This window comes from Alienimonas chondri, from assembly GCF_013036045.1.
Taxonomy (GTDB): domain Bacteria; phylum Planctomycetota; class Planctomycetia; order Planctomycetales; family Planctomycetaceae; genus Alienimonas; species Alienimonas chondri.
Genome location: NZ_WTPX01000128.1, coordinates 1 through 13,698 on the forward strand (window position 1 = coordinate 1; position 13,698 = coordinate 13,698).

General features: G+C 69.8%; 6 protein-coding genes. 3 read left to right on the forward strand and 3 right to left on the reverse strand.

Features of this window, described 5'->3' with window-relative positions:
- On the reverse strand, positions 1 to 362 hold a 362-nt coding region (locus tag LzC2_RS16355; RefSeq protein ID WP_171188965.1), incomplete at its 3' end, for a hypothetical protein.
- A 341-nt stretch (positions 363 to 703) separates the two neighbouring features.
- On the opposite strand from LzC2_RS16355, the gene LzC2_RS16360 reads away from it, so the two are divergent.
- The 3 genes from LzC2_RS16360 (at position 704) to LzC2_RS16370 (ending at position 10,340) form a co-directional block, all read left to right on the forward strand.
- Positions 704 to 1,345: an ECF-type sigma factor gene (locus LzC2_RS16360; protein WP_171188975.1), complete on the forward strand. Its 642-nt coding sequence runs from the start codon at positions 704 to 706 to the stop codon at positions 1,343 to 1,345.
- 100 nt (positions 1,346 to 1,445) lie between these two features.
- Positions 1,446 to 9,548, forward strand: coding sequence for a WD40 repeat domain-containing serine/threonine protein kinase (locus LzC2_RS16365; RefSeq protein ID WP_171188967.1), 8,103 nt, complete (start codon positions 1,446 to 1,448; stop codon positions 9,546 to 9,548).
- 69 nt (positions 9,549 to 9,617) lie between these two features.
- Positions 9,618 to 10,340: a 3-keto-disaccharide hydrolase gene (locus LzC2_RS16370; protein WP_171188969.1), complete on the forward strand. Its 723-nt coding sequence runs from the start codon at positions 9,618 to 9,620 to the stop codon at positions 10,338 to 10,340.
- A 21-nt stretch (positions 10,341 to 10,361) separates the two neighbouring features.
- Here LzC2_RS16370 and LzC2_RS16375 read toward each other — a convergent pair whose 3' ends face one another.
- Both LzC2_RS16375 and LzC2_RS22900 read right to left on the reverse strand, forming a co-directional pair.
- The gene (locus LzC2_RS16375; protein WP_171188971.1) at positions 10,362 to 11,528 is read right to left on the reverse strand and encodes a hypothetical protein; all 1,167 of its coding nucleotides are present in this window, start codon (positions 11,526 to 11,528) and stop codon (positions 10,362 to 10,364) included.
- Positions 11,529 to 11,718: 190 nt separating this feature from the next.
- Positions 11,719 to 13,512, reverse strand: a complete 1,794-nt coding sequence (locus LzC2_RS22900) for a DUF4332 domain-containing protein (protein WP_206678756.1) — start codon at positions 13,510 to 13,512, stop codon at positions 11,719 to 11,721.
- Between the last annotated feature and the right edge of the window lie 186 nt (positions 13,513 to 13,698).

Consider the following 13,698-nt stretch of genomic DNA (forward strand, 5'->3'; position numbering starts at 1 on the left):
GGCGCCGGGGCGAGCGTCAGCCGGGGGGAGGTCAGCCGGCCGGTCGCGGTGATCGCCCCGGACTGGGTGAGCTGCGCCAACCGTGCGGTGATGGTCAGCGTCGCGTTCACCTTCCCGTCGGCTTCGACCGGGATCTCGATCCCGAATCGTTCGAGCCGCTGTTTGAAGGTGGCGAGATCCACGTCCCGCACGGTGACCGTGCGGTCGACGGTGGCGAAGTCGGCGCCCGCGGCGCCGGCCCGAGTCGCCTGACGCCGCACGGCGTCCGCCCCGCGGGCAAACAGTTCGGTCAACTGGGCCGCGGCCGGGGCGGGCGCCGCGATCAGCGTCAGCAACACGGCGACGGACAGAACACGCCGCACGGCGGACTCCGGGGAACAGGGTGAGAACGGCGGGGCGACTAGTCTGCGAGCGACTGAGGCACGGGCGACTGAGGCGCGGGCGAGCGCTCCGCATATGGCAGTGTCCCCCGCGACCGACCCGCGCACCACCGGGCGATCCCCCCTCGCCCGCCCCCGGCGGTCAGGTCGCCGCGATCGGAAGCGTCGGTTCGCCTTCTCCTTGCAGCCTGAAGGACGTGGCAGGGGGTCGAGGGGAGCGACACGAGCACCGCCCGCTGGCGTGCGGGGCGGCGGGGCCGTAGCGTGAAACGGCTCGCCTCGGAGGCTTGCGACACGCTGTCGGGTTGATGAACGACGGGTTGATGAACGACGTGACGCGACTGCTGGATCGCTTCGAGGCCGGCGACGCCGCCGCCGCGGACGAGCTGTTGCCGTTGGTGTATGAGGAACTCCGCAAGCTGGCCCGGCAGCGGATGGCTCAGGAGGCCGCCGGCCACACCTTGCAGGCGACCGGGCTGGTGCACGAAGCGTATCTGCGACTGGCCCGCGCGGGCGGCGACGCGGAGGAGGGCGACCGCGGCTGGGATTCGCGCGGCCACTTCTTCGCCGCGGCGGCCGAGGCGATGCGGCGGATTCTCATCGAAAACGCCCGTCGTAAGACCCGCCTCAAGCACGGCGGCGGGCGTCGGCGGCTGTCGTTGGAGGAGAACGCCTCGGGAGAGGCGCTGGCCGTCGAGCCGACCGGGTTCCTCGACGACGGCGGGGCCGGCGACCTGTTGGCGCTGGACGCCGCGCTCCAGCGGTTCGAAGCACAGCGCCCGCGGGCCGCGGCGGTCGTCAAACTGCGGTACTTCGCCGGGCTGAGCTTCGAGGAGACCGCCGCCGCGCTCCAGATCTCCCGGGCCACCGCGGTGCGGGACTGGACGCTCGGCCGGGCCTGGCTGCACCGGGCGATCGAGGGCGTGCCGGACGGGCGGACCGGCGGGATCGTCCCGGACGCTTGAAGCGTTCGGGAAGATCGATTTTTCGTTTCGGCGGATTTTCCATGAGCACGCCCGCCCGCGGTCGTCGCATTGGAGAACGCCCCCATTGAGAATCGAATCGATGCCTGACGTTCCGTCCCCCACCGACCGGCCCGACGCCGACCGTCCCCCCGTTGATCGGGCCGACGCCGATTCGCTGTTTCTTCAGGCGGTCGAACTGGACGACCCGGCCGAGCGAGCCGCGCTATTGGATGATCGCTGCGAGGGCGACGCGACGTTGCGGGCCGAGGTGAACGGTTTGCTGGCCGCCCACGCGGCGGGCGACGGGATCCTCGATCGCCCCGCGGAGGACCGGTTCCCGGACGATCGCTCCTCTGCGGATCGGCTCCCCGCGGATCGAACGGTCGCCAGCGACGATCACGGGGTGACGCCTCGGGAGGCGCCGCCGTCGAAGCCGCATACGCTGGGCGAGTCTCTGGGCGATTATGAGGTGCAGGAAACGATCGGTCGCGGGGGGATGGGCGTGGTGCTGAAGGCCCGCGACCCGCATCTGAACCGCATCGTGGCGATCAAGGCGCTGGCCCCGGAACTGGCCGCCGATCCGACCGCCCGGCGCCGGTTCGCTCGGGAAGCGAAGGCCGCCGCGGCGGTGACGCATCCGCATGTCGTCACGATTCACGCCGTCGAACCGGATCGGTCGACGCCGTTTCTGGTGATGGAATACGTCGCCGGCCGCTCGCTGCGGGAGAAGCTGGACGCCGAGGGCGCCCTGGGCGCCCGGGAGACGCTGCGGATCGGTTCGCAGATCGCCCGCGGCCTCGCCGCGGCCCACGGGCAGGGATTGATCCACCGCGACGTGAAGCCCGGCAACGTGCTGCTGGAGAACGGCGTGGAGCGGGTCAAACTGACGGACTTCGGCCTCGCCCGGGCGGCGGACGACGTGGCCATCACCCGCACCGGCGACATCGCCGGCACCCCGCAGTTCATGTCCCCCGAACAGGCCGAGGGGAAGCCGGTCGACTACCGCAGCGACCTGTTCAGCCTGGGCAGCGTGCTGTACGCGATGGCGACCGGCCGTCCGCCGTTCCGCGGGGACTCGCCGGTGACGGTGCTGCGCAAGGTCTGTGACGACACCCCCCGGCCGATCCGCGAGGTGAACCCCGAACTGCCGGCCCCGCTGGTCGCGGTGATCGACCGACTGCTGAGCAAGAACCCGGACGACCGCTTCCAAACCGCCGCGGAGGTCGCCGCCGTGCTGGGCGGACAGCTCGCGGAGCTGCAGAACACCGGCACGCTGATCTCCCCGGCGCCCTCGCCGATGAAACGGCCGGAGACGGCGGAACGGCCCGCCCGTCGTTCGTCCGCGTCCCGCTGGGCGGTGACGGCCGCGGCGCTGCTGGCCGTGCTGATCGGCGTGGGCGGCGCCGAGGCGACCGGCGTGACGGAGATCGTGCCCACCGTGGTGAAGATGGTCCGCGGCGAGGGCGTGCTGGCGGTCTCCGTCAGCGATCCCGACGTCGGCGTGACGATCGAGGGCGAAGACGTGGTTATCACCGGCGCCGGCGCCAGCGAGATCCGCCTCAAACCCGGCGTCTATAAGGTGAAGGCCAGCAAGGACGGCCGCGAATTCACCGAACTGGTCACCGTCGAACGCAACGGGCGTGAGGTGGTGAAAGTGGAGTGGGAACCGGGCGATCGAGCCGCGGGCGCCGCCGAAACGAAGCAAACGGTCACCCTCCCGCACCAGTTCCCCCCGAGCCAAAAACTGCTGAACACCTTCAAGGTCACGCGGGACGCCGCCTCGCTGGCGTGGCGGATCGACGGCCTCTCCGGCCGCAACGTGCGGCTGTACGACGTGTCGCTGAAGAACCCCGCCCGCGACCAGGTGACGTTCAAGGCCGATTTGCGGGCGGAGGACGTCACCGGCAAGGCCTACCTGGAGATGTGGATCTCCACCGTCGACGGTCAGCGGTTCGTCACCCGCGGCAAAACCTCCGCCGTCTCCGGCACGGACGGCTGGCGCACGGTCTGGGTCCCGGTTCCTCTCAAGCCCGGCGCTGAGGCGATCGGGGCGGAACTGAACCTCGTCATCGAGGGCGGCGGCACGGTCTGGCTGCGGAACGCCCGATTGGAAGGCTTGGGCGGGCGGCCGGGGAGTTTGGTTCCAGTGGACGACGGCCCCTCGGCCGACGGCTCGTCGTTCGACCTGCTCAAAGAGTTCAAGGGGCACCTCGCTCCGGTGAACAAAATCGCCTTCTACGACGGCGGCCGGAAAGCCGTCTCCGGGGACGGCGATTTGCGGACCTGGGACGTCGCCTCCGGGGAACTGCTGCGGGCGACGCCGCTCAGCGGCTGGGTGATGGATTTTGACCTCACCCCCGACGGCCGGTTCGCGATCGCGAGCGTCACGAATCGGCCCGTGGCGCTGAAGGTGGATCTCCAGACCGGCGAGGTCGTCCGGCAGTACGTCCTGCCCGACGGCGGGCGGACGCACATCTCGGCCTTGGCGCTGACGCCGGACGGGTCGCGTCTCGTCGCCGCCCGTCAGCCAGGCGACGTGTCGGTCCTGGACACCGCGACGGGGCGGGTTCTCTACACCGTTGCGGCGCCGGAGCGGATCGGGAACTTCGGGGAGAAGGTCGGGTCGGCCGCCGTCGCCGTTTCGCCGGACGGGACGCGGGCGGCCGTCGGTTGGCTCGGCGGCGGGCGGAGCGGGGAGGTGCATGTGTGGAACCTGTCCGACGGCAAGCTCCTCGCCAAAGTCGCCCCCAGCCATCGCGCGATCACCGCGCTGGCGTTCTCCCGCGAGGGCGACCGCCTGATGGTCGGCGATTCCGGCGGGCACGTTGTGCTGATCGACGCGGCCGACGGCCGGGTCCGGCAGCGGCTTGAAGGACACCCCGGAGAAGTGCGTTCCGTGGTCTTCCTGCCGGACGGTCGCCGGGCCGTGACCGGCGGCGTGAGCGGGCTGTTGTGCCTCTGGGATCTCGAGACCGGCCGGGAGCTGTCCCGGCTCGAACGCCCCGGCCGGGCCCTACACCAGGTCGCCGTCTCCCCGGACGGCCGACAGGTGCTGACCGGCGGCGGCGGTTACTGGGACGGCTCCAAGATCGCCAGAACCGGCGACTACACCCTGCGGCTGTGGACGATTCCGTCCTCCGGCAGCGTCCCGGCCGACGTGGCCCGCGGAGGCGACGGGAACCGCCGGCCGCAGAACCCGACGATTCTCACCCAGTTCGGATGGGACGACAAACCACTCAATCCCGTCGGCGTCACTTGGGACGCAGCGGAGAACGCGTGGAAGATCGACGGTCTAAACGGCCGGTCCGTCCGACTGACGGACGTTCCGCTGGCTGGCCGGGACGCCCGCTCGCTGGTCTACGCCGCGGATTTGAAGACGCAGGGCATCAAACGCCGGGCCTACTTGGAGATGTGGGTCCGCTACGCGGACGGGCAGCGCTCCATCATGCGAACGGACCATGAAGCGGTTTCCAGCGACGGCGACTGGAAGTCCGTCAGAACCGTTCCCTTTCAAATCAATCCCGGTCAGGAAGCCGTCAAAGCGGAGTTGAAGCTGGTGATCGACGGCGGCGGGACCGTCTGGGTCCGCGACGCGACGCTGTATCAGTTCAATCCGCCCGGTTTGTACGTCCAACCGGGCGCCCCCTGGTCGCCCGCTCCTGTTTCGAACCCCCGGCTCCGCCGCCCCGCCGGTCCGCGGTTTGTTCCCGACGACGGCGGCGTTCCTGCCGACGAGGCGGCGAATCTGTCGCTCGTCCGTCGGTTGCCGGGGCACTCGGGGCAGGTGCGTGAGGTGGCGGTCTCGCCGGACGGGACGCTCGCCGCCGGCGCCAGCGGGTGGCCGGTGGGCGATCAAACCGCCCGTGTGTGGGATCTCAGTTCCGGCGCCCCCCGTCACGTCTTCCGCCATCCCGCGGCGGTCTTCGCGGTCGCTTTCAGCCCGGATAACACCACGCTGGTGACCGCCTGCGCTGACGGCGCCGCCCGCACGTTCGATCTGAAGACCGGCGAGCAGATTCGCAAGTATCAGGCCGACGACCGGTTGCTGGACGTGACCTACTCGCCGGACGGTTCGAAGGTCGTCGCGTGCAGCACGTTCGCGACGGCGGCGTACGTCTGGGACGCCGCCAGCGGCGAGCTGCTGCACACGCTGAAGCAGGACAAACAATTGGTGCGGGTGGAGGTCACGGCCGACGGCAAACGCATCGTCGCGGCGGATCACGACGGCCGGTTGGTTCTCTGGGATCTCAAGTCCGGCGAACCTCTGAAAAGCCTGCCGGAACGTATCAGACGCCAGCACGCCAGCGTCGGGCTGGCGCTGCTGGGGGACAGTCGGCGGGCCGTCGCCTCCGGCTACGACGGCGTCATCCGCTGCTGGGATCTGAACGCCGGGACGGAACTGTGGTCTTTGGATTCGGGGCACACGATGCACGGCCTCTCCGCCAGCCCGGACGGCCGCACGGTCGTCGCGGTGGGCGGGCGGGGCTTTGACGGCCAGCGCAACCTGACCGTGATCGACGTGCCGCAGAACGACGCCCCCGGCCGCGTGCGGTTCACCCGCAGCTACGAGGGCGGCACGCTGTGGTCCGCGGCGTTCACCCCGGATGGGCAGCGCCTGCTGACGAGCCACGGCTCCCGCGAGAACGCCCAGGCCGACCGCGCCCGCGGCGCCGTCAACATTGATGACGGGTTCGCATTGGGGCTGTGGGAGTTCCCCTCGGCGGGCGGCGAGGTCGCAATCGGCGGGAACGACGGCCCGCGGTTCGTCTCGCCGCGGGTCGGGCGTGATCCCGGCGGAGCGGGGGAAGGCGACGCGACGCTGGTTCGTCGCTTCCAAGGACATAAGGCGGCGCCGAAATCCGTCGCGGTGTCGCCGGACGGCTCGCTCGTGGCAAGCAGCAGCGGGTGGCCGGAGGGCGACCGCACCGCGCGGGTCTGGGAGATCGATTCCGGCGAGTCGAAGCACGTCTTTTCGCACGACGCCCATGTCGTCGACGTGGCGTTCTCGCCGGACGGCAAAACGCTGCTGACCGGCGCGACGGACGGCGCCGCCCGCGCGTTCGATTTGGACTCCGGGAAGGAAGTGCGCCGCTACGACGGCACGGACGTGCTGACCGACGTGAGCTACAGCCCGGACGGTTCGATGGTGGTCGCCGCGTCGAACTTCGGCGAGGCCGTCTATGTCTGGGACGCTGCGACCGGCGATGCGTTGCACGTTCTGAAGCACGAACGCGAACGGCCCGTGCGGGCGGTCGTGACGCCGGACGGCAAGCGTGTCGTCGCCGCGGACGCGGCCGGGCAGTTGCTGATCTGGACGCTGGCCGACGGCGCCTTCGTCAAAGCGCTGCCCGAGGAGATGAAGGAGCGGTTCATGCACAACGTCGGCCTGGCCGTGTCGCCGGACGGTCGGTTCGCCCTGACCGGCGACAACGCCGGCGTCGTGCGCAAGTGGAACCTGGAACGCGGCGAACTGGCCTGGTCCGTGATGTCCGGCGTGACCGCCGTGCAGTCGATCGCGGTCAGTCCCGACGGGAAAACCGCCCTGATCGCCGGCGGCGCCGGCCCCGCGGTCAACCGGGCGCTGGCGGTCTTAGACATGGACTCCGGGGAGAAACAGTTCGACCGGGCCTACGAGGGCGGCTTCCTCTGGGACGCCGCGTTCCTCCCGGACGGCAAGCGATTCGTGACCAGTTCCGGCACGCGGCATCACAACGGCGGCTTCGCCCCCACGGGCGACTTCGACGTGAGTCTGTGGACCTTGTCGAAGTCGGCGCCCGCCCGGCCGGTCGTTCAGTGGCCGTCGTACGGAAGCGTCTATCGGGATCCCAAAGGCAATTGGCGATCCCTCGATCCCGACGCGTATCGGTTCGATTCCAGAAGGGGAGGCGATCCTGTCCCGCCCTCCCGGGAACCGCACTTCGTGCCGGTCTCGCCTCGCTTCGGCGACGTCGGCCAGACGCAGCCGGACGCGAACCTCGCCCTCGTCAAACGCTTCGAGGGCCACACCGCCCCGGTGAAGGAGGTCGCGGTCTCGTCCGACGGGAAACTCGTCGCCAGCGCCAGCGGGTGGCCGGAGGGCGATCAGACCGCCCGCGTGTGGAACTATGAGACGGGCAAGCTGCTCCACACGTTTGAGCACCCCGCCGGCGTGTACGCCGTCGCCTTCAATCCGGACGGGTCGAAACTGGTGACCGGCGCCGCTGACGGGTTCGCCCGAACGTTCGATTTGAACACGGGGAAGAAGCTCCGCGAGTACGAAGGCGCCGACCGCCTGCTGGACGTGGCCTTCACCCCGGACGGGGCGAAGGTCGTGGCGTGCAGCACGCTCGCCGCGGCGACCTACGTCTGGGATGCGAACAGCGGCGAACTGCTGCACACCCTCAAAAAGAAAATGCAGCCGCTGCGACTGGCGATCACGCCGGACGGTAGGCGGGTCGTCACCGCCGACCGCAGCGCGAAGCTGTGGTTGTGGGATCTGGAGGACGGCGAGTTCCTCAAAAACGTCCCGGAGGAGATCAAGCACCAGAACGCCGGCGTCGGTTTGGCGCTGCTGCCGGACGGCAAGCGGGGCGTCTCCGCGGGGAACGACGGCGTCGTTCACCTGTGGGATCTGGAGAGCGGGGAGGAACGCTGGTCCGTCGACGCGGGGCTGAGCGTGCAGGATCTCGCCGTCAGTCCCGACGGCCGCACGGTCGTCGTGGTCGGCGGCGGCGGCCTCCCGGGCCTCCGCGCCCTGACCGTCCTCGATGCGAAGACCGGCGCCGTTCGTTTCTCCCGCAGCTACACCGGCGGGGCGTTGTTCAGCGCCGCGTTCACCCCGGATAGCGCCCGCCTGCTGGTCGCCGACGGCGCCCGCTGGTCACGGTCCGGCGACCCGGTCCCCACCGGCGACTTCGCCGTGAGCCTCTGGGATTTCCCGCACGCGGAGGGCGAGGATCAAGCGAGCGGGATCGACGCTCACGGAGACGAAGTCGCCGGGGATGAGGTCGCCGGGGACGACGGCCCGCAGTTTGAACGTCCCTATTTCCGCCAAGGCAGCGGCAAGACGTACTTCCGCACCACCGGCATCGGCGGCGGGCCGGACGACGCGGAGATTCGCCTCGTCCACCGCCTCGAAGGCCACGACGCCCCGGCGACGCAGATCGCGGTCTCCCCGGACGGAACCCGGATCGCCAGCGCCAGCGGCTGGGCCGACGGCGACCGCACCGCGCGCATCTGGGACGCCGCGACGGGCGAAGAGATCGCCCGCCTGCCGCATCCCGCGAACGTGCTGGACGTCGCTTTCAGCCCCGACGGAACACACATTCTCACCGGCGCGTACGACGGCGTCGCTCGGTTGTGGGGACCGGCGGAAGACCTCGGCGGCGAGAGTTTAGGTGCCTACGAGATCCTTCAGTCCTACCGCGGCGCCGACGTGGTGCTGGACGTGGCCTTCAGCCGCGACGGCGAATCGATCATCGGCGCCAGCCCGAACGGCCCCGCGGTGTTCGTCTGGGATCGGGAGACCGGCGCCGCGAGGCACGTCCTGCGGCACGGCGAGGCTCAGATCCTCCGCGTCGCCGTGACCGGCGACGGCGAGCACGTGCTGGCCGTCAATCGCCCCGGTCAGGCGTTGGTCTGGGATCTGAAGACCGGCGACTTCGTGAAGGCCCTGCCGGAGAACCCGCCCGAGCTGGGCGCCGCGGCCGGCCTGTGCCCGGTGGGCGACAGTCGCGTGCTCGTCGGAGCCGGCGACGGGGCGATGAAGCTGTGGGACACCCCCTCCGGCGAGTTGCTGAAGACGATCCCCGCCAAGCTGACGATCAATCAGATCGCTCTCGGTCCCGACGGCCGCACCGGGCTGGTCGTGGGCGGCGGCGGGAACCTCGGCGGCCGCTCGCTGAGCCTGTTCGACCTGGAGGCCGGCGAGGTCCGCTTCGGCCGCACCTACGACGGCGGACTGCTGTGGGACGTCGCCTTCCTGCCGAACGGGAACTTCGTCACCACCTCCGGCAACCGCTGGGGCCGCAAAGAGGGCAAGCAGTCCGCCCTCCCCACCGGCCACAACGACGTGAGCGTCTGGGCGCTGCCGGGCGAGAATCCGGTGCAGGAGAGGAAGGCGGAACTCGAAGAGGAGGCCCCGAAGTCCGAGGCGAGCGACGACGAGCCCGCAGACGACACGCCGTTTTATGACGGGTCCCCCGCAGAAGAGCCGGCGGAGTAAGAGAGCGAGACGCGGGCGTCCACGTTAACCTGACAGCGTTCGCTCCTTGCTCCGAAGGTTCTTCGCCCGATGTACGCCGCCCTGTTGCTCCCCGCCCTCTGCTTTGGGTTTCAAGACGCAGATAACGCCGAGGCTCCGCAGAGCCTCGGCGCCACGATCGCTGAAGCCGAGTCCGTCCCCCTGTTCGACGGCCAAACGCTGGACGGCTGGCGCGGGCAGGACGGCCTGTGGAGCGTCGAGGACGGGGCGATCGTCGGGCGCACCTCCGCCGAGGCGCCGTTGAAGGTCAACACCTTCCTGATTCGCGACGAACCGGCGGAAAACTTCGAGTTGCGACTGAACTATAAAATCGAGGGCGGCAACAGCGGCGTGCAGTATCGGGCGGAGGTCTTCGACGAAGATCAATTCCGCGTCCGCGGCCCGCAGGCGGATATCGATAGTTCCCCCAAGTACTCCGGCATTCATTACAGCGAGCAGGCCCGCGGCATCGTGGCGCTGCGGGGGCAGATGACGAAGGTCGTCCCCGGCGGCAAGAAGGGCGTGAATCAATTCGTCGGAACCTGCGGCGACCCGGCGACGCTGCAAAAGAAGTTCGTCAAAGACGGCTGGAACGAGTATCGCATCGTCGCCGACGGCCCCACGATGAGCCATTACATCAACGGCCAATTGATGAGCCGCGTGACCGATACCCGCCCCGACCGCGAGACCGCCGGCGTGATCGCCCTGCAATTGCACCAGGGGCCGCCGATGGTCGTGCGGTTCAAAGACGTGACGATCAAGCGGGCACCGTAACGAACCGGCGCCGGTCGGCCGTCAGTCGCCCTCTTCCACCACCACCACCGGGGGCATTCCCGGGGGGGCGGGCCGTCGACGTACGGCAATCATGTTCCGTCGCCGTTCGTCGGCGCCTTGGCGAAGCAGGTTCTCCTGCGTCGACAGTCGATGGTTCACGACCGAGCCGAACTTCGAGTTCAACGCGCAACTGCAGCAGCCGCAGGTTCCGGGGGAGACGAACCGCGGTCCGGGCTGCGTCGCGGCGACCGCCAGGATCCCGCCGGCGTGTTCGTCGGAGCTGTTCAGCTGCGCGAGTTGAATCCCGTCCGTCTGGCCGTCCCGTTCCTCGGAGGCGGCCAGTGCGAGGCCGGCCGGAGCGTCGAGGAGCGGGTCGCGGCTGCGAACCGTTTGCACGGCCCGCCGCCCGCTGAGGGCGAAGGTGAGTCCGGCGAACCCGGTCCATTGGTCGTCGTCGCCGCCGGTCGCCTGCATCCGCAGGCCGACGCGGTCCGACAGCGGCGCCGCGAGCGCGGCCCGATAGGTGGTGAGGTGCGGCCCGTCCAGATAGCCGACGCCCAGTTCCAGCTGTGCGACCCCGACCGTCGAGCGGCCGTACAACTCGACCGCGTTCAAGCCGCGAAAATCGAACGGTCCGCCGGACATGCCGTTCTGATAAACGGCCTGCGGCAGGCAGTCCACCGTCGATCCGGTCACGGTCCGCGCATAGCGGGCCCCGCCGATGATCGGCGCGTGGCCGCCGCCGCCGAACAGCCATTCCAGGTCGCCGGAGAACGTCCCGATATACGGCGAGCCGAGCCGGCTGTCGGTGAAGGAATCATAGGTCGCGGACCAACCCAGCCGATCGGTCAGCGAATTCGGCCCGGTCGGCGCTTTGAACAGACCGAACGCGGCGCCGTACTGCGAACCGGCGTCAAACTGATTCGTGTTACCGGTGATGAAACACGCGGTGTCGCTCGACAGCGGGCGATACGCGGAGAGAACCGTCTGGCTCCCCAGTCGGGACGTGGCGTCGAGATCGAAATAGCCCGCCCCCGTCGCGAGTTCGCCCCGCCAGCCGGAATCGCCGCCGCGGGCCGGGTCGGCCGTCGATCCGGCAAAGAGGAGCAGCAGGGCCGCGGCGCCGGCTCGCCCGAACGCTCGGCGCCTGCAAACCTTCGGTTGAATCGTCCGTTTACGGCTGGCCATTGTGTGCGCGTCCGGTGCGGCGTGAGGGACGCGCCGCCGTCATGCCGTGGCGCGTCCTGAGCGAAGGGATCCTTCCCTTCGCTTCCACTCGACCGCTCCGCCGCGCGGCCCGCACGTACGGCGCCGAATCACGGGTCCTGCCGGTTTTGAGAGTATTTGAGCCGCGACGGCCCGTCGACGGCCGGCGCCGTCACGCCGCGGCGCGGCGGGGTTCACCTTCGCCGGGCAGGGGGCGGGCGGCTTTCGCCCACGCGATCCAATTCGTCACTTCTTCCAAGTCCGGCGGGGAACCGCCGCGGAGGATGCGTTCGCCCTCGGAGGTGCTCAGCAGCGGCTCGGTCAGGCCTAGCAGGTCGTCCGGGGCGAGGCCGACCACGTCGTCCGGGTCCGTCACGCCGACGGCGACGAGAATCTGCACGTCATGGCCGTGCAGGTTGGGGATACGGCACATCAGGTGCGCCGCGTCCTGCCAGTCGCGGACGACCTCCGGCACGATCCAGCGGGTGTCCAACCGATCCGCCACGTCGTGCGGGTCGCCGGAGATCAGATCGCCGACGGTCTCCACGCCGATCTTCAGGAAGCGAGCAGCGGTCTTCGGGCCGATGCCGGGGGCGTCGACCACCGGGTCCGCCGGATGCAGCCGGAACGTCTGCGAGGCCCCGTGCGACGACGAACCATGCGAGGAGGGATTGGTTGAAGGGGGAGCCGCATAGGCGAACGGGCTGGCGGGCGGGGCGCCGAACCGCGGCGAACGCGGCGCCGCGAGCGGTTCGTCGACCTGCTCCACTTCAAACTCTTCGGCCTCGAACTTCGCCGCCTCCAGCGTCGCCGCTTGGAAGGCCTGGGCGAACGGGTCGGGCGTCGTTTGCGGGGCGAGCCGCGGGGCGGACTCCGCGGCAGGCGCCGGCGAGGGCACCGCGGCGATCATCCGCCGGCGTTCGCGGGGCGATTCGGTCGAGGACTGCACGCCGCCGGCCGACGACGCGGCGGTCGCTTTCTGATGCTCGGCGAACGCTTCGCGGGTCACGCGGCTCTCCTCCGGCAGCCGTTTGACCACGTCGCCGGTCTTCTTGAACTCCTTCCAGATCCGCATCACCTCGGCCCGATCGGCCCGGTCGTGCAGCTTGCGGGTCAGCCAGAGAATCGGCTTCGAGAATGACGTGAGGAACCCGATCAGGCTCACCCCGGACCGCGGCGGCGTCTGGCCGCTCTCGGCGATCGCCCGATCGAGGATCAGCGCGAATCCGACCGCCGCGTGCCCGCAGCACAGGGCCAACTCGCGACGACAGACGCCGTCCAGCCCCGCCTGCGGGTTCTTCACCCCGGCGGCGAAGTCGTAGCGCTCGCAGAAGTCGTCATAGAAGCGATTGGCGCGGGCGGCGCCGTCGATCGTCATCTGTTCGAGCCAATCGTCGCCGGTCGGCATCGCCACCGCCGGCCAGCCGAGCGCCCCCTCCAAATCCGCTTTGAACAGGTCGTAGGACTTCGTGCAGCTCCACTCCGCGGCCCGGTGGATGCACTTTTCCTTCTCGCTTTGGCCCGTGTGAAAGGGCATTAGCGGGTCGGTGTAGTAGTGGCTCAACACGCCGGCGGCGTACGCCGCGGCGGGCCAATCGCGGGCGGAGAGACGGTCCGTCAGCGCTTCGTACCATTGGCGCACCTTCTTCGGCGCCCCGCCCCACAGTCCGTCGCGGACGTGCAGAACGTGATTGGTGAAGTCCTTGAAGGTCTTGTCCGGCGCTTTCGCCCCGGTCAGCAGCGGTTCGACCTGCCGGAGAAACAGGTTCCGCCACTGCACCGAATGCTCCCCCGTGAGATGGGTGAGCGCATCGAGGGCCAGCTTATGGTGCGTGCTCTTGGCCTTCTCCGCGTGCAACACGCGAAACAACAACGGCAGCGGCGGCCGATCGAGGGATGCCGGAACGGGGGCCGGAGCGGAATCGACGGGGGATGCGGGCGCGGCCATCGCGACGGTGTAGTTCACCGCCCGCCCGGTGACCAAGACGGAAGCGGTCCGCCCGTCTCCCCTCTCCCTCAGGGAGAGGGGCCGGGGGTGAGGGTGAGCGAGCTCTCGCCCGCTTTCGTGCACGGGGAGACAATCCGCTCTCACGACGAGAGCGGCGGGATGCCAAACTGCGATCGGGCCGTGAAAGCCCCCTCACCCCCAGCC